Source organism: Streptomyces griseochromogenes, assembly GCF_001542625.1.
Taxonomy (GTDB): domain Bacteria; phylum Actinomycetota; class Actinomycetes; order Streptomycetales; family Streptomycetaceae; genus Streptomyces; species Streptomyces griseochromogenes.
Window position 1 is genome coordinate 2980820 of the sequence record NZ_CP016279.1, and the last position, 23696, is coordinate 3004515.

The window sequence follows — 23696 nt, forward strand, 5'->3', positions numbered from 1 at the left end:
CCGACGTGCTAGCCGAACTGCTGCTCCAGATCCTTCAGCTTGCGCTCCAGGGAGTCCAGACGCGGCAGGGCCATCGTGTCGTCCTCCGCGGTGAGGTCGACGGTGACCTGCTCAGAGCCTTTGCGTACCGGCTGAAGGGAGGGCCGAGAGCGTACGGGCAGTTGCTCCGGCGCGGATATGGCAGGCTCCGCGGTGGCCTGCGCGGGGCCGCGCTCCATGGCCTGCACCTCGACCTGGCGGGCACCGGTGCGACCGACGAAGCCACGGTGGCCCCGGCTGATGGCCTTGAGCTGGGCGCGCTCCACGCGCTGCTGGTCGCGCCTGCGCTGCCGCGCCTCCTCCTTCTGCTTCCGGTCGTCGCGGACCTCCTCGACGGCCTCGTCCAGGCTGCGCACGCCCTCCAGAAGCATCAGCGACCAGGCCCGATAGGTCTCGCGAGGAGCCCGCAGCCAGCGCACGATGCGGATCTGCGGCAGCGGACGCGGCACCAGACCCTGTTCGCGCAGCGCGGCCCGGCGGGTCTGCTTCAGCGCGCGGTCGAACAGAACGGCCGCGGACAGCGACATGCCGGAGAAGAACTGCGGCGCGCCGTCGTGCCCCACGCCCCTCGGCGCATGCACCCAGTTGAACCAGGCCGCGGCCGCGGCGAACAACCATACGAGTATCCGGGAGCCGAGGGCCGCGTCACCGTGGCTGGCCTCGCGCACCGCGAGGACGGAGCAGAACATCGCCGCGCCGTCCAGGCCGAACGGCACCAGGTACTGCCAGCCGCCGGTCAGCCCGAGGTTCTGTTCACCGAAGCCGACCAGACCGTGGAAGGAGAGTGCGGCCGCGACCGCCGCACAGCAGAACAGAAGCACATAGGAGGCGGTGCCGTAGACGGCCTCCTTGCGTCTGCGGCGCTCCTCGCTGCGCTCCCAGGAGTCGTCCGCGCTCGCGTTCTCCCCGGAGGAGCGCTTGCCGCGCGCGAGCACCGCCACCGCCGCCAGCATGCCCAGGAGCAGTACGGCGCCCGGAAGCAGCCAGTTCAGCGATATGTCGGTCAGTCTCATCAGGGGTCCCTTGCATTGGGATAGGGCGTAACGCCCGCCATAGTGGCCCACTCCCGACGGCCCTCAGGGGGTTTCGGGGCAAGAGGCCGTCATAAATATGCAAGTAGACGTCCAGGACGGCGATCTGCTCGAACTGCCGCTTGAGGGACGGGAGTTGAGTTCGAATAAGACTACCCGTGCGGATGGTTCCTCGGAAAGTTTCCGTGACGTGTGAGGAAGTTGTGAATCGCCTGTCCGGTGGCGGGCGGCCTGGTCCGGATGATCCTGGAGGGTGCGTGACCGTGCGGTGGCGCTGGGTGTCCGGGTCGGCGGGGCTGCTCCATAGGTAAGGCTGGCCTTACTTAACCTTCGGGGAGTTTGAACTGTCGCCATGTGCGCCTATGGTGCTTGACGGACAAGTGACAACCCGCCGTTAATGACCCAAGTGCCGACCCGCCGGAGGAGGACCCGTGAAGCAAGGCGTGCAGGGCACCGCCGGGACGTGGGACGCCGCCAGGGTGCCGGCGCAGCAGTGTGCGGGTGACGTGACCCGGGAGCGGGATGCCGCCGTGCCGGGCGCCCGGGGCGAGCACACGCACGGTGAGCAGCCGATTCCACGGCCGCGGGCCGTCGTGCAGCGGTCCTCGGTGCGCGGCCAGATCCTCGACGCGCTGCGGACGTCGCTGGTGGCGGGCGAGCTGCGGCCGGGCGAGGTCTACTCGGCACCGGTCCTCGGCGAACGTTTCGGGGTCTCGGCGACACCGGTGCGGGAGGCCATGCAGCAGCTCGCCCAGGAGGGCGCGGTCGAGGTCGTGCCCAATCGCGGCTTCCGGGTCGTCGAGCGGGGTGCGCGGGAGCTGGCCGAGCTGGCCGAGGTGCGGGCGCTGATCGAGGTCCCGGTGGTGCTGCGGCTCGCCCGCACGGTGCCGCCGGAGCGGTGGGCCGAGCTCCGTCCGCTCGCCGAGGCGACGGTACGCGCGGCGTCCTCCGGCTGCGCGGCGACGTACGCGGAGTCCGACCGGGCGTTTCACCGGGCGGTGCTGACCCTCGCCGGGAACCGGCAGCTGGTCCAGGTCGCGGAGGATCTGCATCGCCGGTCACAGTGGCCGCAGGCCGGGGGACCGGTGCGGCACGCCCGGGCGGACCTGGTGGCGGACGCGGCGGAGCACACGGAGCTGCTGGATGCGTTGATCGCCTGTGACCTGGATGTGGTGAGGGTGCTGGTCGGGGGACACTTCGCCGGGGCGAGCTGAGCGGGGTCTTGCCATAGGGGTACAGGTCCGATGCCGGGTGCGAGTCCGTCGTGGCCGCACGCGCCCCCCACCGGCCCACACCCGGCGATGATGAGTCCGTATCCCTTCCGCTAAGCCGTCGCAGTCCCCGGCGTCGGCGGTGCCAGCTGCCGGGCCAGCCACGTGGGTACACCCCCGAGCAGCCGGAAGAGCCGCCGAGCCTCCTCCCGCAGCCGCGAAGCCTCCGGCTCGGACTCCGCGTCCGCCAGGGACGCGAGCGCGGGGGCCGTACCCACCAAATAGCCCAACTCCTCCCGGATCCGCAGCGATTCGGCGAAGCCGTGCCGCGCCTCCGTCAACTCGCCGTCCCGCAGGGCGAGTCCGGCCAGATGGCGCCAGGTGAAGGACAGCAGCAGCGGGTCGGCATGCGCGGTGGCACCCGCGTGGGCCCGGCGATAGGCGGCGCGCGCGGCCTGTGGGGAGCGGGCGAGGTTCTCGGCGAGCAGGCCTCGGCGGAAGTCCAGCAGGGCCCGGCCCGCACCCCCCGGAGGGATCAGCGCGGCCGCCCGTCCCAGCGCGGCCCGCGCCTCGTCCGCCCGGTCCCGTACGCCGTGCAGCGTGGCGGCGTAGGCGAGTTGACCGCGCTCGCAGGCGGCCGCCCCCCGCTCCTCGTCGGTGTGCGCCAGTGCCTCGGCCGTACGCAGCGCGTCCTCGGCCTCCTCCCAGCCCCGCTCGGTGTACAGGCACCGCTCGACCATGAGCGCGGCCCGCTGGAGCGAGGCCGTAGGGGTGTCGGGTCGCAACAGGGCCGCCGCGTCCGCCCAGCAGGCCCGTGAGCGCAGCCGCCACACCGCGGTCTGGAGCGGATCGTCACCGGCGGTCGTTCCGTTACCAGACATGGCGGAATGCGCCACGTTGCCCTCCCCGAGCGCGCCATCGAGCTGTTGAGTGGTGGCGGCATTCCAGCACCAATGGCGGGCCGGGCCAAGGGGGTGGGTGAAAGATTTCACAAAGTCGTGGGGCATTGGCGTGACTTGGTTTGGCCGCCCCACACCCGTGTGTGCTCAGCTCATGCGCAGCGCCAGGAAGAAGTCCAGCTTGTCTTCGAGGCGCGACAGGTCCCGTCCCGTCAACTGCTCGATCCGGCCGACTCGGTAGCGCAGTGTGTTGACGTGCAGGTGCAGCCGGGTGGCGCAGCGGGTCCAGGAGCCGTCGCAGTCCAGGAACGCCTCCAGCGTCGGGATCAGCTCGGCGCGGTGGCGGCGGTCGTAGTCCTTCAGGGGGTCCAGCAGGCGCGCGGTGAAGGCGCGGCGGACGTCGTCCGGGACGAACGGGAGCAGCAGAACGTGCGAGGCCAGCTCCTGGTGGCCGGCCGCGCAGACCCGGCCGGGGCGGGCCGCGGCGACCCGGCGGGCGTGCCGGGCCTCCTCCAGCGCGCCGCGCAGCCCCTCCGCCGAGTGCACGGCGGCGCTCACACCGAGGGTGAGCCGCCCGTCGTCGTTCAGGCCGGCCGACAGCGGCTCCCGGACCGCCTGCAGCAGCGCGTCGGCGAGCAGGCCGGTCTCCGGGCCGTCGTGCTCGGAGGAGACCGCCGGGAGGGGCACCAGGGCGATCGCCTCGTCGCCCGCGTGTGCGACGGCGATGCGGTCCGAGGGCTCCGGACCGGTGGCTTCCGGGTCGACCAGGACCTCCTCCAACAGCGACTGGGCGACCGGGCCGCCCTCCACCTGCTCGCCCTCCCACTCGACGCGGGCCACCACCACCTGCCAGTGCGGGGCCGTCCCGAGCCCGGGCAGCAGTACCGGCGCCGCCACCCTGAGGCGCGCGGCGATCTCGGCGGGCGCGGCGCCCGTCTGGACCAGCTCCAGCACCTCCTGGGCAAGCCGGCGCCGCACCGTGCGCGCCGCGTCCCGGCGGTCCCGCTCGACCGCGATCAGCTGGGTGACGCCCTGGAGCAGATCGAGGCGCTCTTCCGGCCAGTCGCCCGCGTCCGCCTCGACGGCCAGCAGCCAGTCGGACAGGACCGTCTCGCGGACGTCCCGGGCGGCCTGCGGGGAGCGGCCGGAGGAGCGGATCGGGAAGAGGGAGTACCGGGCGCCGCCCACCAGCACCCGGTGCGGCCCGCGGCGGCCCGTGCGGGCGGCCGCGAGGTGCTCGGCGGCGAGCTTGGCGCAGGTCTCCGGCTCCAGCGACGGGCCCGCGACCTTCGGGCCCGCGATCAGCCGGCCGGTGGGGGAGAGCACCCAGGCGCGCAGGTCCAGGTCGGTGCCGAGCAGGTCCAGGACCACGTCCGGGCCGCCGCCCGCCGGGCCCGAGGTCATCATCCGGCGGTGCCGGTCCACCACCGCCGCGAGATCCCCGGCCCGCTCGCCGGAGACCTGCCGTACGACGTGCTCGGTGATCGTCGCGAACGCCACCGACTCGTGCACCGCGAACAGCGGCAGCCGGTGCCGCGCACAGGCCAGCACCAGGTCGTCCGGCACATCGCCCAGCTCTGCCTCGCCGGCCGCCAGCGCCGCCACCCCGGCCTGGACCAGGAGGCGCACGAACGGCTCGGAGTCGTTCGCGTCCCGGCGCCAGGCCAGGCCGGTCAGCACCAGCTCGCCGCCCGCGAGGTAGCGGCTGGGGTCGCGCAGGTCGGTGGTCATGACCCCGCGGACCGAGCGGTCCAGCTCGTCCTCGCCGCCGAGCAGCCGCAGGCCCAGCGCATCGGTGTCCAGAAGTGCGCGAAGCCGCATCTCGTCGCCGCCGTTCTCTTGTCTCGAAACCTACGATGAATCTTGGATGGGTGACGGGGGAGGGACCCGGCGCGGGACGCACAGGCCGTTCTCCGGGGGCCGTCGGCCCGTGTCCTGCGTTTCCCGAGGAAAACGGAGAGGTTACCGATGACCTCCGTTCATACGAATCTACAAGATGCCCGCCGTGGCCAGCCAACTCCTTCATGGTTTCGGTGACTGACCTCGCCGTGGTACTGGGCGGTGTACTGAGTCCACTCCGCGTTAACAGGACATGAACGAGCCGGGCCCGCCGCACACGGATTGGCTCAATCTGTACGACCCACGAGACGAAGAAGAAGAGAGCCGGTCATGGACTTCCTTCGCCCCGCCAGCTGGGAGGAGGCGCTCGCCGCGAAGGCCGAGCACCCCACCGCTGTGCCGATTGCGGGTGGCACCGATGTGATGGTCGAGATCAACTTCGACCACCGCCGGCCCGAGTACCTGCTCGACCTGAACCGCATCGGCGACCTCTACGAGTGGGAGGTCGGCGAGGGCTCCGTACGGCTGGGTGCCTCCGTGCCGTACACCAAGATCATGCAGAATCTCCGTGCCGAGCTGCCCGGGCTCGCGCTCGCCTCGCACACGGTCGCCTCCCCGCAGATCCGCAACCGCGGCGGCGTCGGCGGCAACCTCGGCACGGCCTCGCCCGCCGGTGACGCCCACCCCGCCCTCCTCGCGGCGGGCGCGGACGTCGAGGTGGAGTCCGCGGCCCGCGGCACCCGCCTGATCCCGATCGACCAGTTCTACACCGGCGTCAAGCGCAACGCGCTCCAGCCCGACGAGCTGATCCGCGCCGTGCACATCAAGAAGGCGGACGGCCCGCAGCAGTACTCGAAGGTCGGCACCCGCAACGCCATGGTCATCGCGGTGTGCGCCTTCGGCCTCGCCCTGCACCCCGAGACCCGCACGGTCCGGACCGGCATCGGCTCCGCCGCCCCGACGCCCGTGCGGGCCAAGGCCGCCGAAGAATTCCTGAACGCGGCCCTGGAAGAGGGCGGCTTCTGGGACAACGGAAAGATCATCACCCCGTCGGTCGCCAAGCAGTTCGCGGACCTGTGCTCCGCCTCCTGCAACCCGATCGACGACGTCCGTGGCACCGCGAGCTACCGCCGCCACGCGGTCGGCGTCATGGCCCGCCGGACGCTCACCTGGACCTGGGAGTCGTACCGCGGCGCCCGCCGCGCATCTGAGGGAGCTGCGTAATGCGCGTCAACTTCACCGTCAACGGACGCCCGCAGGAAGCGGACGACGTCTGGGAGGGCGAGTCCCTGCTGTACGTCCTGCGCGAGCGCCTCGGCCTGCCCGGCTCCAAGAACGCCTGCGAGCAGGGCGAGTGCGGCTCCTGCACGGTCCGCCTGGACGGCGTCCCGGTCTGTTCCTGCCTGGTCGCTGCCGGCCAGGCCGAGGGCCGCGAGGTCGTGACCGTCGAGGGCCTCGCGGACTACGCCAAGCAGCGCGCGGAGGGCGGCTGCGCGACCGGCGCGTGCGGCACCTCGCTCGACGCGGCCAAGGGATGGCAGGCCAAGGGCACCGACTCCCAGACCGGTGAGGGAACGGAACTCTCGCCGATCCAGCAGGCGTTCATCGACGCCGGCGCCGTCCAGTGCGGCTTCTGCACCCCGGGTCTGCTGGTCGCCGCCGACGAGATGCTGGAGAGCAACCCGAACCCGTCCGACGCGGACATCCGCGAGGCGCTGTCGGGCAACCTGTGCCGCTGCACGGGCTACGAGAAGATCATGGACGCGGTCCGCCTGGCGGCCGCACGCCAGTCCGAGGGGGTCTGACATGCCGGCCAACGGCGCTCCTACGAAGATCACGCAGGGCTCGCAGACCAAGGGCGGCATCGGCGAGTCCACGCTCCGCCCGGACGGCACCCTCAAGGTCACCGGCGAGTTCGCGTACTCGTCCGACATGTGGCACGAGGACATGCTCTGGGGCCAGATCCTGCGCTCCACCGTCGCGCACGCCGAGATCGTCTCGATCGACACCGGCGAGGCCCTGGCCACGCCGGGTGTCTACGCGGTCCTGACCTACGACGACCTGCCCACCGAGGTGAAGAACTACGGCCTGGAGATCCAGGACACCCCGGTCCTCGCCCACGGCAAGGTGCGCCACCACGGCGAGCCGGTCGCGATCGTCGCCGCCGACCACCCGGAGACGGCCCGCCGCGCCGCCGCCAAGATCAAGGTGGAGTACAAGGAGCTGCCCGTCATCACCGACGAGGCCTCCGCCACCGCCCCGGACGCGATCCTGATCCACGAGGGCCGCGACGACCACCACATCGGCCACGTCCCGCACCCGAACATCGTCCACCGCCAGCCGATCATCCGCGGCGACGTGGAGGAGGCCCGCAGGCGGGCCGACGTGATCGTCGAGGGCGAGTACACCTTCGGCATGCAGGACCAGGCCTTCCTCGGCCCGGAGTCCGGCCTCGCCGTACCCGAGGAGGACGGCGGCGTCCACCTCTACATCGCCACCCAGTGGCTCCACTCCGACCTGCGCCAGATCGCGCCCGTCCTCGGCCTGCCCGAGGACAAGGTGCGGATGACGCTGTCCGGCGTCGGCGGCGCGTTCGGCGGCCGCGAGGACCTGTCGATGCAGATCCACGCCTGCCTGCTGGCGTTGCGCACCGGCAAGCCCGTCAAGATCGTCTACAACCGGTTCGAGTCCTTCTTCGGACACGTCCACCGGCACCCGGCGAAGCTCTACTACGAGCACGGCGCCACCAGGGACGGCAAGCTCACGCACATGAAGTGCAGGATCGTCCTGGACGGCGGGGCCTACGCCTCCGCCTCCCCGGCGGTCGTCGGCAACGCCTCCTCGCTCTCGGTCGGCCCGTACGTCATCGACGACGTCGACATCGAGGCCATCGCCCTCTACACCAACAACCCGCCCTGCGGCGCCATGCGCGGCTTCGGCGCGGTCCAGGCGTGCTTCGCCTACGAGGCGCAGATGGACAAGCTCGCGAAGAAGCTCGGCATGGACCCGGTGGAGTTCCGGCAGCTGAACGCGATGGAGCAGGGGACCATCATGCCGACCGGGCAGCCGGTCGACTCCCCGGCCCCGGTCGCCGAACTGCTGCGCCGCATCAAGGCGATGCCCATGCCGCCCGAGCGCCAGTGGGAGTCCAGCGAGGGTGCCGACGTACGGCAGCTGCCCGGCGGTCTGTCCAACACCACGCACGGCGAGGGCGTCGTACGCGGTGTCGGCTACGCGGTCGGCATCAAGAACGTCGGCTTCTCCGAGGGCTTCGACGACTACTCCACCGCCAAGGTGCGCATGGAGGTCATCGGCGGCGAGCCCGTCGCCACCGTGCACACCGCGATGGCGGAGGTCGGCCAGGGCGGTGTCACCGTCCACGCGCAGATCGCCCGCACCGAACTCGGCGTCACCCAGGTGACCATCCACCCGGCCGACACCCAGGTGGGCAGCGCCGGTTCGACCTCGGCCTCCCGGCAGACCTACGTCACCGGCGGCGCCGTGAAGCACACCTGCGAACTCGTCCGCGAGAAGGTCCTGGAGATCGGGCGCCGCAAGTTCGGCACCTACCACCCCGCCTGGGCCACCGCCGAACTCCTGCTGGAGGGCGGCAAGGTCGTCACCGACGGCGGCGAGGTCCTCGGCGACCTGGTCGACGTCCTGGAGGGCGAGACCGTCGAGATCGAGGCGGAGTGGCGGCACCGGCCGACCGAGGCCTTCGACCTGCACACCGGCCAGGGCGACGGACACGTCCAGTACTCCTTCGCCGCGCACCGCGCGGTCGTCGAGGTCGACACCGAACTCGGCCTGGTCAAGGTCATCGAGCTGGCCTGCGCCCAGGACGTCGGCAAGGCCCTCAACCCGCTCTCCGTCGTCGGCCAGATCCAGGGCGGTACGACCCAGGGCCTGGGCGTGGCGGTGATGGAGGAGATCATCGTCGACCCGAAGACGGCGAAGGTCAGGAACCCCTCCTTCACGGACTACCTGATCCCGACCATCCTCGACACGCCGACCATCCCGGTCGACGTCCTCGAACTCGCCGACGACCACGCCCCGTACGGGCTGCGCGGCATCGGCGAAGCCCCCACCCTGTCGTCCACCCCGGCCGTCCTCGCGGCGATCCGGAACGCGACCGGGCTGGAGCTCAACCGCACTCCGGTACGGCCCGAGCACCTGACGGGGACCGCGTAACACCCCAGCTCTCCGGGCGGTGTGAGGGAACGTCACACACTCCGCCGCGCCGCCCGGAGGAACCCCCTTTGAGTTCCGCACCGCTCGCGGTCCTTGAAGTACCAGGAAATTCGTTCGTCTCGGGCCGTCCCCCGGGTCGTCCATTCCCCAAATCCCGTGACCGTCAGGGCGGTTGCACGGGTGCCCCTGTGAACCTTGGGAGATGGCACCATGACCCAGCAGTCAGTGGAGCCCACGACCACCGCCGAAGACGCGGGCGCGGGTTCGCGTCCGTCGGCCGGCAGATCGTGGCTCGACAGGTACTTCCACATTTCCGAAAGAGGATCCACCGTCGCGACCGAGGTCCGCGGTGGCGTCACCACCTTCATGGCGATGGCGTACATCCTCCTGCTCAACCCCGTGATCCTCAGTGGCGCGGACAAGTCCGGCGACTCTCTGAGTCAGAAGGCCCTCATCACGGCCACCGCGCTCGGCGCGGCGGCCACCACTCTCCTCATGGGCTGGATCGGCAAGGTGCCGCTCGCCATGGCCGCCGGACTCTCCGTCTCCGGTGTGCTGGCCGGTCTGGTCATGGGAACCAAGACCCTGACGTGGGCTCAGGGTCTGGGCATGTGCATCGCCTACGGTGCCGTGATCATGCTTCTGGTGGTCACTGGCCTCCGCGAGATGATCATGAACGCGATCCCGCTGCCGCTCAAGCACGGCATCACCATAGGCATCGGTCTGTTCATCGCCTTCATCGGTCTGGTCAAGGCCGGGTTCGTGCACGCGGGCACGGCGACCCCGGTCACCCTCGGCGACAAGGGCGAACTCGCCGGCTGGCCCGTCCTGCTGTTCGCGGTCACGCTCCTGCTGATCTTCGCGCTCCAGTCCCGGAACGTTCCGGGCGCCATCCTCATCGGCATCGTCACGGGTACCGTTCTCGCGGTGGTCGTCAACGCGGCCGGTCTCGTCGGCGACACGGGCTGGGCCAACGGCGAAGGCCCCGCCCTGCACGGCAGCGCCGTCTCGATGCCGGACTTCTCGCTCATCGGCAAGGTGTCCTTCGGCGGCCTGGGCGACGTCGGCTACATGACGGTCACCTTCATCGTCTTCACCCTGGTGCTCGCCGGCTTCTTCGACGCGATGGCCACCATCATCGGCATCGGCACCGAGGCCAACCTCGCCGACTCCCAGGGGCGGATGCCGGGCCTGTCCAAGGCGCTGTTCATCGACGGTGCCGGCGGCGTCGTCGGCGGTGCCGTGGGCGGCTCCGGCCAGACCGTGTTCATCGAGTCCGCGACCGGCGTCGGCGAGGGCGCCCGTACCGGACTGGCCTCGGTCGTCACCGGTGGGTTCTTCGCGCTCTGCCTCTTCTTCACACCGCTCACGGCGATCGTGCCGCGCGAGGTGGCCTCGGCCGCCCTCGTCACCATCGGTGCGATGATGATGATGAACGCCCGTCATGTGGACTGGGGGGACCGCTCCGTGGCGATCCCGGTCTTCCTGACCGTCGTCATCATGCCGTTCACGTACTCGATCACCCCCGGTGTCGCCGCCGGTGTGATCTCCTACGTCGCCATCAAGATCGCCCAGGGCAAGTGGCGGGAGATCGGCGGCTTCATGTGGGGTCTGACGGTGCTCTTCCTCGTCTACTTCTCCCTGCATCCGCTCCGAGCCGCGCTGGGCGTCCACTAGACGCTCCGCGGGCAGTGCCGTGATGGGCCGGCGGTCGTCCGCGGGCCCGTCGTGGCTTCTCGCGCCCACGCGGCGGAGCCGCATATCGATACAGCCCCGCGCCCCTTTGGGACGCTTGTCCCCGACCTCGTTAGGAGACCGACAGATGCTGGACATCGCCGACGAGCTGAACCGGTGGGTCGAGCAGGGACGTGACTTCGCCGTCGCCACCGTGGTGGCCGTCGGCGGGAGCGCGCCCCGGCAACCGGGCGCCGCGCTCGCCGTCGACAGCGAGGGCACGGCCATCGGCTCGGTCTCCGGCGGATGCGTGGAGGGCGCCGTGTACGACCTGTGCCGACAGGCTCTCGAAGACGGGGAAACCGTCCTCGAACGCTTCGGGTACAGCGACGAGGATGCCTTCGCCGTGGGCCTGACCTGTGGCGGCATCATCGACATCCTCGTCACACCGGTCCGGGCGGACGGTCCCGCCCGGCCGGTGGTCGCGGCCGCGCTGGCCGCCGCCGCCCGTGGGGAGGCGGCGGCGGTCGCGCGGATCGTCACGGGACCGGCCGAACTGCTCGGCCGGGCCCTGCTGGTGCGCCCCGACGGCTCCTGGGACGGCGGCTTCGGCGCCCACCCCGAACTGGACCGTACGGTCGCGGCCGAGGCCGGCGCCTTCCTGGACGCGGGCCGCACCGGCACCCTGGAGATCGGTGAGCAGGGCTCGCGCTGCGGCGCCCCGCTCACGCTCCTGGTGGAGTCCTCCGTCCCCGCCCCCCGGATGATCGTCTTCGGCGCGATCGACTTCGCCTCGGCGCTGGTGCGGGTCGGCAAGTTCCTGGGCTACCACGTCACGGTGTGCGACGCCCGGCCCGTCTTCGCCACCAGGGCCCGCTTCCCCGAGGCCGACGAGATCGTCGTCGAGTGGCCCCACAAGTACCTGGGACGCACCGAGGTCGACGGCCGTACCGTCCTGTGCGTCCTCACCCACGACGCCAAGTTCGACGTACCGCTGCTCCAGCTGGCGCTGCGGCTGCCGGTCGCCTACGTCGGCGCGATGGGCTCCCGCCGCACCCACCTCGACCGCAACGAGCGCCTGCGCGAGGTCGGTGTCACCGAGCTCGAACTGGCCCGCCTGCGCTCCCCGATCGGCCTCGACCTCGGCGCCCGTACGCCGGAGGAGACGGCGCTGTCCATCGCCGCGGAGATCGTCGCGGGCCGCCGCGGCGGCACCGGTGTGTCCCTGACCGGCGCCCACACCCCGATCCACCACGACACCACCGCGCGACCGACGGGGCTGATCGGGTCGGTGGCCTGAGGGACGGCTCGGGAGCTCAGGCGAGGCCGAGCGGGTGACGGGGCCTTCGCTTCGCGACCTCTGACCTGCGGAGCGCCGGCATGTGGGCGCTGCGCGCGGTACCGCTGATGCGGACGCTCCGGGCCGAATCTAGACTGGCGAATGCGTAGAAAGCCCCCAATCAGGGAGATATGCCCCATGGCTAAGCGAGGAAACAAGCGACGCGGCCGTAAGAAGAAGAAGGCCAATCACGGCAAGCGTCCCAACGCCTGAGCCGACCAGGCAGACGGCCGAGGGTACCCGCGCCTTCGCTGCCGGGATCGAGGCCGAAGGGCTGGAATCCCGCGGCGGTGCAGGAGCACGTCGAAGAGCCGGACCCGGTGAGACCGGGTCCGGCTCTTGCGGCCTGGGCGCCCTTCCGGAGCCGGGGAGGGAACGTTGGAAGCCGTGCACCGCTCGTCGTGCCATCCACGTTGATGACCCGCCCTTCAGGCACCTGTCGAGGCTCGCTGCCGGCGGGGGAGCCCGCGGCGCGTGTGGTGCTGTTCACCTGCGTTCATGCCCATCCGTCGGTTCAGCCGGGCCGGCTGCCCAATCCCGGCTGAACGCCGATGGCCGCAGCTGAATGAGACGGAGACCGAGACGGACGGTCACCCGTCCGATCAGGTCGGTCGATTTGCGGGCCGCCGACGCGTCCGGCCGCCGCCGGAGCCCTCGTCATTCGGCGAAGCCGTGCGGCTGTCCGGGTGCACTCTCACCGGCACCCACGGCGTCCTGGCGGTTGATGCCGCACCCCGCACCTCTGCCCCCGACCGCCGCTTCGGGAGTTCGATCCGAGCGCGGCCCGGCAGCGCCCCTGCTCGATCGGCGAGTACGTGCTGAGCCGTGCATGGGTACCTACGTCCGATGCCGTTGATGTCACCTGTGGATGTCAGCCCGACCCAAATCATCTTGGTGTCGGCGCAGGATCGAAGCCCTTCCGGGACCAAATCCCGTCATACAGGCTGGTCATCAACTGATCGGGCGGTACCGTGATAGGTCGGTCATCGTGCGTAAGGAGGAGGGGGACGGTGCCGCAGCCCAACAACCGCAGTAAGGCCATCCGCCCGGCCGCATACACGGCACTGGTCGAGGCGCTGACCACGATCTACTGGAACAAAGGCCCTTTTGAGCTCTACGTCCGAGCAATGCTGAAGGACCACAGTGAGCTCCTGGCACAGCTGAGCTTCCCGTCGTCCACCAAGCGGGAAGTGTCCGGCCAGTTGGTTAACCTGCTGCAAGCCAATGAGGCCCGGTACCTCGACCTGACGGTCGCACTCATGCTCGACATCGCCGACATGGAGACATTCCCTAACCTGACTTCCCAGCAGGATGGGGAAGAGAAAGTAGCCAAAGCGACTGCGGCTGTAGCGGAGTTGAGGCGTTGGACTGCCAAGCAGCGTGAGGTCATCGCGGAGCATGAGGCACACGCGGTTGCCATCACGGAGAGCGCCAAACAGGCCCAGGACGGCCGAGCGTTTGCCCAGGCCCATGAGGAGCTGAAGCAACGGTTCATGGTGATGCACTCGGCGGCCAACCCGCAGCAGCGGGGGAGGGGCTTCGAGGGCTTCATCAATGAGCTGTTCGCCCTGTACGACCTAGAACCGCGGGCGGCATACAGCTTGGACCACGAGCAGATCGATGGTGCGTTCTCTTTCGACACTGACCACTACGTCCTCGAAGCCAAGTGGTGGAAAGAGGCCATCGGTCGCCGGGAGCTGGACGTCTTCAAGAGCAACATCGAGCGCAAGGGTAAGAACACCCTCGGCCTATACATCAGCATGAGCAACTTCACCTCGGACGCCCTGGCGGTCTACAGCCTCAGCACGCCGTTCATCACGATGGATGGGGGCGACTTCATGGCTGTGCTCGACCAACGCATCCGCCTGGACGAGCTGATGCGCCGCAAGAAGCGGCACGCGAGCGAGACAGGGCACTGCTTCCTGCCCGTCTCCCAGATCTTCTCCGAGTCGGACTGAGCACTCTGCATCTGGCCGGGGCGGACGGCATCGAGAGCAGGCGGCAGCACTGCCCGCCATCCGCTTGTTGTCCGTTCGCCGGCCAGCACTGTCATTGCTCCAGACCAGCCCCCCGGGGCTTGTCTGTGCCTCGGCCGACGACGGTCAGCCACGACGGTAAGGGCGCCAACCGATCACGAGCGCGTATGCCTCGCTGCACCCCCATCGGACTCAGCCACGCCTTTGGGCTGCCTCCTCGAGAGGCCCACGACGGCCAGCACGTGGCGCCCGTGTGCTGTCAGCCATCATTGATCACCTCGATGGACCGGACGCCGGGCGCATGCCCCGCGAATTCCGAAGGACTGGCGCCCGATGACCTCGCCGGTGATCCGGGTCCCTACGGGCAGGGCCGCGACGGTTGCCGGCCAGCCTTCCAGTACCGCCTCCGTGGCTGGCGCGTCAGGACCCGCGGGCCACGCGCGCACTCTTCCATGGTTCGCGACAGGCCATGTTGGAGAGAACCCTTGCGGAGAGGGTCGGCTATATGGGGGGAACATGCCTAGGTTTTCGATCATGGTGCGTACTGCTATACGCAGCTTGGATCTCTACGTAACCCTAGTAGCGGCGATTGCATTCGGCGTCCTAGGCCTGGTAGGGAATGCCTCACAGGAGGTAGTAACCTCCGGAATTCTAGCAATTCTTGCCCTTGTGACAATTTCCCTTTTGAGGTTGCGCTCTCAGGGTGAAAAAATCAACCAGTCCCTGGCAGAAATTAAAGCCAGACCGAGCGCCGATCGATTCTTCTCCGAAGTTGATGATAGGGACGAGATCAGGGAGATGATCTCGTCATCGCGGGAAGTATGGCTCCACGGCTGGACGCTCGGACTACACCTTGTCTCATACGCGGACGAGATCAGGAGAGCTGTCACCAAGGGTCTACACATCAAGATTCTCGTGATTGAACCGCACAGCACGGCCATGAGTATCGCGGCAAGTGAGGCTGAAAACCGCAGCGCAGACGAACTTAGCTCTAATTTGGAGGCCAACCTAAGAAGGTTGGCTGCACCGATCACGGGAACTGTAGCCGGAAGGCTGGAAATCAAGACTCTCAGCTACGTTCCCCACAACACGGTGATTGCCTCCGACCCTTCAACCAAGCAAGGAAAAATCGTCATGCGGATCGCGACTTTCCATGCAGATCATTGGCAGCGGCCAACCTTTACAGTCACTCGACAGAACGACCCTGGGTGGTACGACTTCTTCAAGACCCAGTTTGAGAGGAAGTGGGAATCAGGACACTTGTATGTGTCACTTCCATAGAGCGGACGTCACCGACTCCAAGAGCAGTAGGTCCACTGAGCACGAGGCCGTTCCTTCTGCCGGCTTATAACGACTGGCACCACCAGGCAGCACGCCAGGTGGTGCCTTGGTGTAGCAGGAGACCTCTTCGTCCCGAAGCAGCTTGAGTGGGTGCGCCTCCTTGGGCTAGTGCGCTCCTCACCTGCGCTGATGGTCCGCAGACGTCCGTGCTCGTCCGTCGGCGTTGTCACGCAGTTACTGACGTTGTTGCCGTGATGTCGTCAAGGTGAGGCCAGTTTCGGCGAGACATCCGTCGATGAGGTTGCTGCGGTACTGGATCTGGCGGAGACCGTGCCGAAGCGCACTCATGAGGTGGTCAGGGTCGGTGAATGCGGTGTTGGCCTGGCTGCTGCGTCGCAGCAGCGACCGGATGCCCTCGACGGGGTTGAGGTCGGGTGCATAGGACGGCAGGAAGTAGCAGGTGATCCAGTCGTGGGTGCTGATGAACTCCCGCAGCCGGCTGTCTCTGTGCACGTTCAGGATGCCCCTATGTTGCGTCAAGCGGCAGAAGAGGAGGCGGCAAGGGCCGGTGTCGGCTGGATCTCACGGTAGATCTCGCGGGCGACGTAGCGTTTGAGGCAGCGGATGATCTCGCGTTTGGACATGCCCTGTTGCGTGCGTCGTTCGAGGTAGAGACGTGTGCGGGCATCCCGGCGGAGGCGGGTCACGACGATGCGGTAGAGGGCGGCGTTGGCCTGCCGGTTGCCCCCGCGGTTCAGCCTCCGGCGCTGGGTCTTCCCGGAAGACTGCTCGACAGGGCTGACGCCACATAGAGCGGCGAACGATGCCTCACTGGCCAGCCGCTCTGGGTTGTCGCCAGCGGCGATCAGCAGGGCAGCGGCACTGTCGGGCCCGACGCCGGTGACGTCCAAAAGCTGAGGACGGCAGTGACGCACGGCCTTGGTGACCCGGTGAGCGAGTTCCTTCACCTCGGCGGTCAGCTGCTGGATGCGCCGGGCCAGCAGCCGCAGCGTGAACACTGCCGCGTCGCCGGTTTCGGGAAGGTCGGCGCATCTGGCGATCAGCGCCGTGTTGGTGAGCTTGGAGAGTGCCTCGCGCAGCGCGGGATCAACTCCGAGCAGCACAGCCTTGAGCTGGTTCTTCGCCTACGTGCGAGCCTTGACGGCCGACTCCTTCGCCAGCCGCAGCACGCGCAGGTCGGCCGCCGGGCCCTCACCGGTCTTGGGTGTGACGTCAGCGCAACCGGACAGCACTGCGCGGGCGGCGGCCTCCGCATCCACGGCGTCGGTCTTGCCGCGCTTGCGGCGGATGGCGCGGTCCGGCTGATTGACCTCGATGACCTGCACGTTCTCCCGGCTCAGGAGGCGTGCCAGAGCCGCTCCGTAGGATCCGGTGCATTCCACACCGGCTCGGCGCAGGGCGCCGAAAGAGCATGCCCAGGCCAGGAGTTCCCCGAGCATGGTGATCACGGCGGCGACATGCACGTCCTTGTGGGTGTCCACCCCCAGGATCACGTCCTCTGCCAGCGGTTCTTCCAGCTGTGCGGGCAGAGTCGGCTGGGGGATGCTGGTGCTGGTCACGCGGCTCCTTGATCGGCACGGGGCTGTGGCCGACGTCGGTCCGGTGGGCGGTCAGAACTGTGACGGTGCCTTGTGCGGCAAGGCCCCTATCGAGACACGCTCGCCGGTCCGGCGGCAGCAAGCACCGCCCGGGCCACAGGCCGACAGATCCTCAACAAGGCAGGCTGGCCAGTTGTCCCACGGGTCAGACCCCTGGCCCGGACGGCGCCCCATGAGTCTCACAGTTGTCCCACACGAGCACGATCGGCGCGCCGAGTTGCTGGTGGGCGGCGATGAGCAGGTCGCGGTAGTCGGTCCAGGTGAAGCTGCGTCTGCCGCCCCGCTTGTGATCGACGTACCGTTTGGGCCGGCAGATCAGACGCGAGCGTTTGTCCTGCTTGTAGCAGGCCAGAGCGGCGCTGGGAGCGTCCCCGCACTCGGATGGCAGGTGTGTGGCCGCGCCTGGCCCAGGTGCGTGCGGTGGGCGGCGTCATCGAGAAGCCGGCTTCGTCCTCGAAACAGAGCCAGGCCCCGAGCGCCGCCACGGCGCATCCTCCTGGGGCCAGGTCTCCTTCCCCCAACCGGTCACCGCGTCCTCGTCGCGCTCGATCGCGCGGCGGGCGGGAACCTGGTAGCTGAAGCCGTGCCGGTGCAGCATCTGCGCGATGGCCGACAGCGTCATTGCAACCGCTGCTGGACGCACTCCGGGCACCGCTGGAGAAGATGGCCGATCACGAAGCGCGCACGGTCGAACTGAAGCTGTGCATCATCGTCGCCCATCTGAACCTGCCGATGGGACTGCCCGGAGGCCTTGTCCCCGCGCCCTGTAGTGGTCAGTCCGAAGCGGAGAGATTCTACTTCCGGGACTGCCCGGAGAACCGGCAGCGGATGTGGGACGATTCCGCCAAGCACAACTGGATCACACTGAAGAACCTGCTGGAACGGGTGCACCAGCGGAATCCGGGAATCGTCATATCCTGCGAGATCCGAGAGTCGCCGCAGATACCCGAGCGGAAGCTGTACATCATCAACCAGGAAACGGTTTTCTATACAGGGTGCGGCATCGAGCGCAGTGACGTCGCCTGGCACGAGAACACCTACCGGATCCTCGACACCGAGGGCTCCTGGCCGCTCTACGGCGAGGCCCGCTACGTCGGCTGGGATCTGCACTCGCGGGCGCGCTCGACCGCACAGATCGCGGAGCACTGCATGGAGTGCCACCGCAACCTCTGGGAGAAGCTCGCCGACATTAAGCCGGAGCGTCCTGTGATCACGCATCCACTGTGGGCCACTCCCCCTCGTCGGTGAGCAGGTCCCAAACCGACTCGAACCAATTCGGCATGCTCTCCACGAAAACGGAATCCAGTGCACGGGGGTTGTTGGTGCAGACGTGATGGGGGAGCGTCGACCCGTGGTGGGTCGGGAGGAACCGAATTCAGCCCTACTTCTTCTTGCCCTGGGTCTTGTCGGGGATCTTGATTACCTGCGTTTTCCCTGTTCAGGGATGGTGGCCCTGTGCGCCTGGTGGTTATCGTCGGTCGTCCTTGGCTACTGTCGAGCGACTTCGGACGGCTCAGAGACGGCCCAGACTCCTGCCGGATGCAGGGCCGCTCTCGGCTGCGAGCACCTTCGATGCGGCCAGTCTGAACCTCAGCCGACGACAGTCAGCCACGACGGCGAGAACGCCGACCGATCACGCGCGCGTATGTCTCGCTGTACCCCCACCGGGCTCAGCCACGCTGCTGGTGCCGTCGACCGGAGCAAGACGCAACGGCCAGCCCGTGACAAAGGCGCGGAGCCCTCAGCTCGGGGAGCTGCGACTATCCGGGGTCGGTTCGCCCGCTGACCTGGGCGAACAGCGGCACGGTGGCATAGCTGGCTGGGGCCGCTTTCACTGTGATTCCCCACTGTTTTTCCGCCCGATCTGGTGTGCTTATGGTGTGGCGGCCTTCAGCGCTGGGAGTCAGGCGCCGGCTCGATGACATCAGCCCAGACGCGATCGCTCCACGGATTGCCCGCGACGCCGAGACGTGCCGCGACGACATCGTCGAGGAAGTGCGCCTGAGCTATGCCCACTGTCTCGTCGGGCCACCACAGTGAGTCGCACTCGGTGCATAGCAAGAGGGGCGTCCCATCGGCCTTGAAGCGGTACCGGCGGACCCAGTCCTGCCCACAGCGCGGACAGACACATTCGGCTGACATGAAAAGGAAGGTATCCCGAACCCGGGTGCACGCTTTCCAAGTCTGTTGGTGCCTTGCTGGGCGGAGTACAGGGCCGTTCACCTGTGTTCATGGGTGGGTGAGTGCTGGGACGGCCCCTGCGGATGGTCCTGCCTGAACGGCGGTGAACCTCGCTGAATGAGACGGAAACTGAGACGGCCCGGCACAGGGCCAGACCGTCATCACCTGCTACGACCTTCTGATCCGTAGCCCTATGTGGATCGGTCGGTGAGGGTCATACCAGTTGCGCTTCTGCTCTACGAGGACGCCGCCGGACGGGGCGGTTGCTGTGGTTGCTGTATTTCGCTGCTGTACCGCATTGGCTTGCTGCCTGCTAGAGCGTGTCCGGCGAGCCAACCGTGGCTACTCGACGGTGATGTCCTCGTAGGTGATCGTTACTTGCTCGGTCGCAGGCCCGGACTCGGAAGCCCCCAATGAGGGGCCTTCCCAGCGGGACGCCCAGGCGTTGCTGAGGTGGATACGCCGGACAGTCTGCTTCTTCGCATCCTTCAGGGCGATGGTGATGTTCTGTCGGGCGCTGTCGAGATCGGCGTTGACCAGCGTCGCTTTGATCCAGTCGGTGAACGCGGTGCTCTTGTCCATGCCGCGGGTGATCGTGATCTCACCGCTCTTGCGTGCGCCCGGCTGTTTGCGCACGAGCGGCTCACCGTTCGCGGACACTTGACGGACCTCGACGACGTCCTGTTCCAGTTGCAGTCCGGACACGCTCTGGACCGTCTCGACTTGGAACTTGCCCAGTTCGACGGCAAAGGTGCTGCTGTTGAAACTGTCACCGGTCAGCACGATGGGTACCTCCTGCTGCTAGTTCCTTCGCCTGCCTGACTTGTCGATCATGCTTCGCCTCAGGAGTGTCCGCAATTGGAACCTTTGTCCATAGCCCGGATGCAAGCCTTCGAACACTCCTGAGGCAACGTCTGATGGATTGGGGCCGACCCAACGGACACGGCCTGGTTCTATGGCCACGGGCGGCACCCAGAAGCCCTGATGGCCAGTCCGGGTGACCGCGCTGATTGGTGGCGCATATGTCATGGCGGTATCTGTCGGTCACTCACACAGGTGAGCGCAGTTCGCGTCACGTCTTCGGCCGTGCCTGTCGAGCCATGCCCGGCTCGGATTGGCGAGTTCTTCCGGAAACGCGAATTTACGGCCAATAGGTGTGATCACTCGGAAAATTCGCTTGAAGGACGAATCGTTCCGTCTGGGGAGTACGAGTGAGGGGGCGGTGCGACTACGACGTCGCCCCCGCGGCGCAGGATCCCGTGTCCGTGATCACGGGGAATCTCGAACTCCCTCGACACAAGGAGTGCAGATGGCCGTCTTCCAGCTTGGTGAAGTCCCCACCGGCTTCGTGTTCAACGAGAACGGTGGGCTCATCCACTACAGGTACGGGCTCCTCCTGGCCATCCCTCAGCCCAACCAGGCCGGCGCCCCGGCGCCGTGGGGCGACGCCTACTTCAGCTTGGGCTCCAGCTGGGTGGACGTACGCCTGAAGGTGCAGATGCATGACGGTACGAACTGGCTCCCGGCTGTGGACTGGGACGTCAACCAGGGCAGCAGTCGCTACACGAAGAAGCTCCCCCAGGGGATCCAGAAGATCCACGTCGGGCGGGTGAAGAAGAGCAGCAGTGACGTCGTGGACGACAACCCGGTCGGCTGGCTCCTCGAATACGTGTAGCAGCTCGGACCTCGGCCCGGGTGCCCCCAGCCGGTCTCACGCCGGCTGGGGGCACTTTCCGGGACATCAGCTTGGGAAGCTCGGGTTCTACGGCGTCGACAGGCTTGCTGAGCTGCGGCGGAGCGGCGTCATGTCCTGAGGGTGTGCTGGGTGGGGTGACTGCTATTCCCCGTGGTTCCCCGCATTATCTGGCACGGGAATGGCACGGGAGCACGTTCAGGCGGGTGAGTCAGTCTCGCCTCGAACTTGGCACGCCAATGCTGGCGCCGAGGTCGGTGGAGGCGGTCAACGAGTGGGCCGCGGTTCTCAGATCGTGCTCCCATCCCGGGAGCTCGTCGGGGCCGATCCACTTGCTGTAGTCCGCTGCGACGGAGAGGAACCGTGTTTCCTCCTGCGTGCGGGCTGCGACCGTCATTGACAACCGGTCGGCCACGTCCTTGGGGCTCAGCTCGCTTCTTGCGAGACCGAACGCGAGGCTCGCGAGCAGGCATCGGCCGGCGATCTCCTCGTCGGGTAGAGATACGCCGAGTTCATGCAGGGCTTGGACGTACAGCTCACGGATCTCGGTCTCGTTGCTCCTGCGCGGCAGTCCGGCCAGCTCGCGCAGGGCAGGGGAATCACGCCCGTCGACGAGCGCATGAGCAGCGAGCACCGGGAGCTCCTCTGGTGGGAGTACCTCCGCTACGTACTGCCAAGCGCTGTGCTGCAACCGATCCATGCGCCCATCGTGGAGGCGATGAGAGGTCTTGGCCAGCCGATTGCAGTTGTGGCTTCTGCTTCTTCTTCCCCTGGGTCTTGTCGGGGATCTTGGTGAGCTGGGTTCTTGCTGGTCAGGGCCGCGCTCCGGTACGCCCGAGTGGTCGTCATTGGTCGTCATTGGCCACTGCCGAGCGGCCTCGGACGGCCCACGGACGGCCCGAGCTTCACTCAGGATTCGCTGCCCCAGACATGATCGTCCACGGGTTGCGCTCCCCACCGAGGCGTGTCCCGTGCCACTGGATCTTGACCGTTTGCCATCGGACTTTGACGGACGCGAGTTTGTGTCATCGGAGTTTGATCACCTCAGGTCAGCGACTCAGCGCACCTTCGGTGTGCGCCGGGGGCGTGGTAAAACCCGTGGCGCGCTGGAGGTGCTCCTGTCTGCCTTGACGGCCATCTGCACGGGTGCAGCCTGTCGTCACCGTTCCGTCACAAGTAGTCGCCGCACGGAACCCTGCCGCTCTCCCGCCCCGTCTGCACTCACGTACCACGACCACACGTACCGCGGGGCAACAACCGACGACCGAAACCCGCGGACGAGACGACTCAGGGGGACGACAGCATGCGGCACAGCAACGGCATTCGCAGGGCGGCTCTGGCGACGACGGCGGTCACGGCCGTCGCGGCGGCGGTGACCGGCATCCTGCCCGGCACCGCCATGGCGGCGAGCACCACCACCTCCACCCCGCCGCCCGCCTGCCCGGCCTCCGCCCTCCAGGTCAGCGCCTGGCAGGCCGTCCACCGGCCCGTCGGGACCGGGACCGGGGCGGCGGTCGTGCAGTTCACCAACGTCTCCCGGAGGACGTGCGCCCTGAAGGGCCATCCGACGGTCGCGGGCGCCGGCAACGGCTCCCCCGCCCACAACACCCCGCTCAAGGTCACCCCCACCGGCAGGGCGGCCACCGTGACGGTCCGGCCGCACGGCAAGGCGTGGGTGAAGCTGACCTTCGTCCAGGTCCAGGGGGAGGGCGACGGCTACTGCGTGTCGGGCAAGGACCCGGTGACGTATCCGACGATGGTCATCGGGCTGCCGCACTCCGGGAAGCACCAGGTCGCCCTGAACGACGGGGTGTGGGCCGAGTGCGACAACAAGGTGACCGTCACCCCGGTCTCGGCGGTCAAGCCTTCCTGACCCCACCGTCCCCACAAATCGAGCAGCCTGCACGACGATCGCAACGCTCTGACCTGCACGTTTACGAGGCGCTGCACATAAGTGCAGGTCAGCGACTCAGCGCACCGAAGGTGCGCTGAGTCGCTGACCTGCGGTGATCAAACTCCGATGACGCAAACTCGCGTCCGTCAAAGTCCGATGGCAAACGGTCAAGATCCAGTGGCACGGGACAGCGTGCCGCGACAACGTCGCCCGGCAGCATCTTCAATGGACCTGCAAATCGAACACGTGCTTGAATTTGGCCATGCGATCGTTCCCCGACGACCTCGCCCAGGCGCAGCAGGAGTGGAGTGCCGCGTACCGGCAGCTCGCCGAGCGGCCCGGTCGTACCGAGCTGCGCCGGCGTCTGTACCGGCTGTCGGCTCAGCTGTACTTCCATCCCTACTGGCAGCAACGGCGCCCAAGTCCCGCAGCATGGTGGGAACTGCGTGACCTGGGACGGCCAGACGGACACATGAGTGAGCGGCTTCATCCATGACGCGCTGGAATGCGAGGCCGCATGTTCCAGATAATCCTGAAGGCATGTCCGGTCCGATCCGCGTGATCGTCCATCCACCGTCACCCACAGGCGGCCGACGAGTGCGCGTGGACGGCGAGATCCTCGGCCTGGCCCACAACGTGGCCGACGTCGCAGAGTTCCTCCGCCGAGCCGGGCTGGAGATCGACCCGGCGGAGGTAGCGGAGTCACCGTGGATCGATTGGCGCGGAGTGGGGCCTGAGCGCTGGGGCCCGGAGACGAGCAGCTGACATACCGAAGGCAACGCACCCTAGAAACAGGGGTTATGTGGCCGCTCGGTGCGTAGCGACCCGC

At 68.1% G+C, this 23696-nt stretch carries 19 protein-coding genes and 3 pseudogenes; 14 read left to right on the forward strand and 8 right to left on the reverse strand.

Annotation, left to right across the window (positions count from 1 at the left end):
• Positions 1 to 8 precede the first annotated feature (8 nt).
• Entirely contained in the window at positions 9 to 1052 is a 1044-nt protein-coding gene (locus AVL59_RS12655; RefSeq protein WP_067302932.1) for a DUF2637 domain-containing protein, read from the reverse strand.
• Between the two features lie 449 nt (positions 1053 to 1501).
• Between AVL59_RS12655 and AVL59_RS12660 the strand changes: the two genes are divergently transcribed.
• Entirely contained in the window at positions 1502 to 2284 is a 783-nt protein-coding gene (locus AVL59_RS12660) for a GntR family transcriptional regulator (RefSeq protein WP_067302935.1), read from the forward strand.
• A gap of 110 nt (positions 2285 to 2394) precedes the next feature.
• On the opposite strand, the gene AVL59_RS12665 is transcribed toward AVL59_RS12660, so the two are convergent.
• Together AVL59_RS12665 and AVL59_RS12670 are read right to left on the reverse strand one after the other, a co-directional pair.
• The gene (locus tag AVL59_RS12665) at positions 2395 to 3162 is read right to left on the reverse strand and encodes a hypothetical protein (protein ID WP_067302938.1); all 768 of its coding nucleotides are present in this window, start codon (positions 3160 to 3162) and stop codon (positions 2395 to 2397) included.
• Between the two features lie 165 nt (positions 3163 to 3327).
• Positions 3328 to 5001 carry a PucR family transcriptional regulator gene (locus AVL59_RS12670; protein WP_067302940.1) on the reverse strand — a complete coding sequence of 558 codons (1674 nt, stop codon included), beginning with the start codon at positions 4999 to 5001 and terminating at the stop codon, positions 3328 to 3330.
• A gap of 348 nt (positions 5002 to 5349) precedes the next feature.
• Between AVL59_RS12670 and AVL59_RS12675 the strand changes: the two genes are divergently transcribed.
• The 8 genes from AVL59_RS12675 (at position 5350) to AVL59_RS52085 (ending at position 15480) form a co-directional block, all read left to right on the forward strand.
• Entirely contained in the window at positions 5350 to 6243 is an 894-nt protein-coding gene (locus tag AVL59_RS12675; RefSeq protein ID WP_067302943.1) for an FAD binding domain-containing protein, read from the forward strand.
• Positions 6243 to 6824 (forward strand): (2Fe-2S)-binding protein, encoded by a 582-nt coding sequence (locus tag AVL59_RS12680; protein ID WP_067302946.1) that lies wholly within the window; start codon positions 6243 to 6245, stop codon positions 6822 to 6824. Before AVL59_RS12675 ends, AVL59_RS12680 begins: the two co-directional genes overlap by 1 nt.
• A 1-nt stretch (position 6825) precedes the next feature.
• On the forward strand, positions 6826 to 9210 hold the full coding sequence (locus AVL59_RS12685) for a xanthine dehydrogenase family protein molybdopterin-binding subunit (protein WP_067302948.1): 2385 nt from the start codon (positions 6826 to 6828) through the stop codon (positions 9208 to 9210).
• Positions 9211 to 9420: 210 nt separating this feature from the next.
• Positions 9421 to 10887, forward strand: coding sequence for an NCS2 family permease (locus tag AVL59_RS12690; RefSeq protein ID WP_067302950.1), 1467 nt, complete (start codon positions 9421 to 9423; stop codon positions 10885 to 10887).
• Positions 10888 to 11032: 145 nt separating this feature from the next.
• On the forward strand, positions 11033 to 12184 hold the full coding sequence (locus AVL59_RS12695; protein ID WP_067302953.1) for an XdhC family protein: 1152 nt from the start codon (positions 11033 to 11035) through the stop codon (positions 12182 to 12184).
• A 177-nt stretch (positions 12185 to 12361) separates the two neighbouring features.
• Positions 12362 to 12436 (forward strand): 50S ribosomal protein bL37, encoded by a 75-nt coding sequence (locus AVL59_RS56330; protein ID WP_099504217.1) that lies wholly within the window; start codon positions 12362 to 12364, stop codon positions 12434 to 12436.
• Positions 12437 to 13233: 797 nt separating this feature from the next.
• Complete coding sequence (locus tag AVL59_RS12700) at positions 13234 to 14181, forward strand: restriction endonuclease (protein WP_079146665.1); 948 nt, start codon at positions 13234 to 13236, stop codon at positions 14179 to 14181.
• 576 nt (positions 14182 to 14757) lie between these two features.
• Positions 14758 to 15480: a hypothetical protein gene (locus AVL59_RS52085; protein WP_159399904.1), complete on the forward strand. Its 723-nt coding sequence runs from the start codon at positions 14758 to 14760 to the stop codon at positions 15478 to 15480.
• A gap of 234 nt (positions 15481 to 15714) precedes the next feature.
• On the opposite strand, the pseudogene AVL59_RS12705 reads toward AVL59_RS52085, so the two are convergent.
• From AVL59_RS12705 to AVL59_RS56840, 3 pseudogenes are all read right to left on the reverse strand, one after another.
• Positions 15715 to 15999, reverse strand: a pseudogene (locus tag AVL59_RS12705) (transposase); the annotation flags it as partial.
• A 17-nt stretch (positions 16000 to 16016) separates the two neighbouring features.
• Positions 16017 to 17060 (reverse strand): annotated as a pseudogene (locus AVL59_RS56835) (IS110 family RNA-guided transposase).
• 211 nt (positions 17061 to 17271) lie between these two features.
• Positions 17272 to 17721, reverse strand: a pseudogene (locus AVL59_RS56840) (winged helix-turn-helix domain-containing protein); the annotation flags it as partial.
• Positions 17722 to 17762: 41 nt separating this feature from the next.
• On the opposite strand from AVL59_RS56840, the gene AVL59_RS12720 reads away from it, so the two are divergent.
• Entirely contained in the window at positions 17763 to 18347 is a 585-nt protein-coding gene (locus AVL59_RS12720) for a hypothetical protein (RefSeq protein WP_067302956.1), read from the forward strand.
• Between the two features lie 1275 nt (positions 18348 to 19622).
• Here AVL59_RS12720 and AVL59_RS12725 read toward each other — a convergent pair.
• A complete protein-coding gene (locus tag AVL59_RS12725; protein WP_067302958.1) occupies positions 19623 to 20063 on the reverse strand; it encodes a phage tail protein in 441 nt (146 codons plus the stop codon).
• 526 nt (positions 20064 to 20589) lie between these two features.
• Here AVL59_RS12725 and AVL59_RS12730 point away from each other — a divergent pair.
• A complete protein-coding gene (locus AVL59_RS12730) occupies positions 20590 to 20955 on the forward strand; it encodes a hypothetical protein (protein WP_067302961.1) in 366 nt (121 codons plus the stop codon).
• A gap of 229 nt (positions 20956 to 21184) precedes the next feature.
• Here AVL59_RS12730 and AVL59_RS50410 read toward each other — a convergent pair whose 3' ends face one another.
• Positions 21185 to 21673, reverse strand: coding sequence for a hypothetical protein (locus tag AVL59_RS50410; RefSeq protein WP_067302963.1), 489 nt, complete (start codon positions 21671 to 21673; stop codon positions 21185 to 21187).
• A gap of 603 nt (positions 21674 to 22276) precedes the next feature.
• Here AVL59_RS50410 and AVL59_RS12740 point away from each other — a divergent pair.
• From AVL59_RS12740 to AVL59_RS12745, 3 genes are all read left to right on the forward strand, one after another.
• The gene (locus AVL59_RS12740; RefSeq protein WP_067302966.1) at positions 22277 to 22846 is read left to right on the forward strand and encodes a DUF4232 domain-containing protein; all 570 of its coding nucleotides are present in this window, start codon (positions 22277 to 22279) and stop codon (positions 22844 to 22846) included.
• A gap of 283 nt (positions 22847 to 23129) precedes the next feature.
• A complete protein-coding gene (locus AVL59_RS47945; protein WP_079146666.1) occupies positions 23130 to 23363 on the forward strand; it encodes a hypothetical protein in 234 nt (77 codons plus the stop codon).
• Positions 23364 to 23407: 44 nt separating this feature from the next.
• Positions 23408 to 23632, forward strand: a complete 225-nt coding sequence (locus tag AVL59_RS12745; protein WP_067302968.1) for a hypothetical protein — start codon at positions 23408 to 23410, stop codon at positions 23630 to 23632.
• Positions 23633 to 23696 lie beyond the last annotated feature (64 nt).

Coding starts and splice junctions, on each gene's coding strand:
- AVL59_RS12655 (WP_067302932.1), bottom strand. CDS start 1,052: ATGAGACTGACCGACATATCGCTGAACTGGCTGCTTCCGGGCGCCGTA.
- AVL59_RS12665 (WP_067302938.1), bottom strand. CDS start 3,162: ATGTCTGGTAACGGAACGACCGCCGGTGACGATCCGCTCCAGACCGCG.
- AVL59_RS12670 (WP_067302940.1), bottom strand. CDS start 5,001: ATGCGGCTTCGCGCACTTCTGGACACCGATGCGCTGGGCCTGCGGCTG.
- AVL59_RS12675 (WP_067302943.1), top strand. CDS start 5,350: ATGGACTTCCTTCGCCCCGCCAGCTGGGAGGAGGCGCTCGCCGCGAAG.
- AVL59_RS12680 (WP_067302946.1), top strand. CDS start 6,243: ATGCGCGTCAACTTCACCGTCAACGGACGCCCGCAGGAAGCGGACGAC.
- AVL59_RS12685 (WP_067302948.1), top strand. CDS start 6,826: ATGCCGGCCAACGGCGCTCCTACGAAGATCACGCAGGGCTCGCAGACC.
- AVL59_RS12690 (WP_067302950.1), top strand. CDS start 9,421: ATGACCCAGCAGTCAGTGGAGCCCACGACCACCGCCGAAGACGCGGGC.
- AVL59_RS12695 (WP_067302953.1), top strand. CDS start 11,033: ATGCTGGACATCGCCGACGAGCTGAACCGGTGGGTCGAGCAGGGACGT.
- AVL59_RS12720 (WP_067302956.1), top strand. CDS start 17,763: ATGGCCGATCACGAAGCGCGCACGGTCGAACTGAAGCTGTGCATCATC.
- AVL59_RS12730 (WP_067302961.1), top strand. CDS start 20,590: ATGGCCGTCTTCCAGCTTGGTGAAGTCCCCACCGGCTTCGTGTTCAAC.
- AVL59_RS50410 (WP_067302963.1), bottom strand. CDS start 21,673: ATGGATCGGTTGCAGCACAGCGCTTGGCAGTACGTAGCGGAGGTACTC.
- AVL59_RS12740 (WP_067302966.1), top strand. CDS start 22,277: ATGCGGCACAGCAACGGCATTCGCAGGGCGGCTCTGGCGACGACGGCG.
- AVL59_RS47945 (WP_079146666.1), top strand. CDS start 23,130: ATGCGATCGTTCCCCGACGACCTCGCCCAGGCGCAGCAGGAGTGGAGT.
- AVL59_RS12745 (WP_067302968.1), top strand. CDS start 23,408: ATGTCCGGTCCGATCCGCGTGATCGTCCATCCACCGTCACCCACAGGC.